This is a genomic window from Streptomyces glaucescens (assembly GCF_002154375.1).
Classification (GTDB): Bacteria; Actinomycetota; Actinomycetes; order Streptomycetales; family Streptomycetaceae; genus Streptomyces; species Streptomyces glaucescens.
Genome location: NZ_MUND01000736.1, coordinates 1 through 654 on the forward strand (window position 1 = coordinate 1; position 654 = coordinate 654).

The window sequence follows — 654 nt, forward strand, 5'->3', positions numbered from 1 at the left end:
GTTGCGGACCGGTGCTCCGTGGCGTGACCTGCCGGAACGCTACGGGCCGTGGCAGACGGCCTATGAACGGTTCGCCCGCTGGGAGGCAGACGGAACCTGGGCCCGCCTGCTCGGGCAGGTCCAGGTCCGCGACGACTCCGTCGGGGCCGTGGAGTGGACGGTGTCGGTCGACTCCACGATCAGCCGGGCGCATCAGCACGCCGCTGGTGCCCGCAAAAAGGGGCGGCGGCGGGGGACGAACTGGAAGATCCGGCATGTCCGTCGGCTGGCCAGGCGCTGGGCCGGTCCCGCGGCGGGCTGACCACAAAGATCCATCTCGCCTGCGACGGCCGGGGCCTTCCACTGGCCGTCGTCGTCACACCGGGCAACGTCAACGACTCCACCGTCTTCGACACGGTCATGGACGAGGTGAGGGTGCCGAGAGCCGGTGCCGGGCGCCCCCGCCTCAGGCCTGACGCGGTCATCGCGGACAAGGCGTACTCGTCCCGGGCGATCCGCCAGTCCCTGCGACGCAGAGGGATCCGGGCGGTGATCCCGGAGCGAACGGACCAGAAGGCCAACCGCCTGCGGCGAGGGAAGGCCGGCGGCAGGCCACCGGCCTTCGACCGCGAGCTCTACAAGGCCCGCAACGTGGTCGAACGCTGCTTCAACCGC

At 71.3% G+C, this 654-nt stretch carries 1 pseudogene; it reads left to right on the forward strand.

Annotated elements, in window-relative coordinates:
- Positions 1-654 (forward strand): annotated as a pseudogene (locus tag CCN42_RS36250) (IS5 family transposase); the annotation flags it as partial.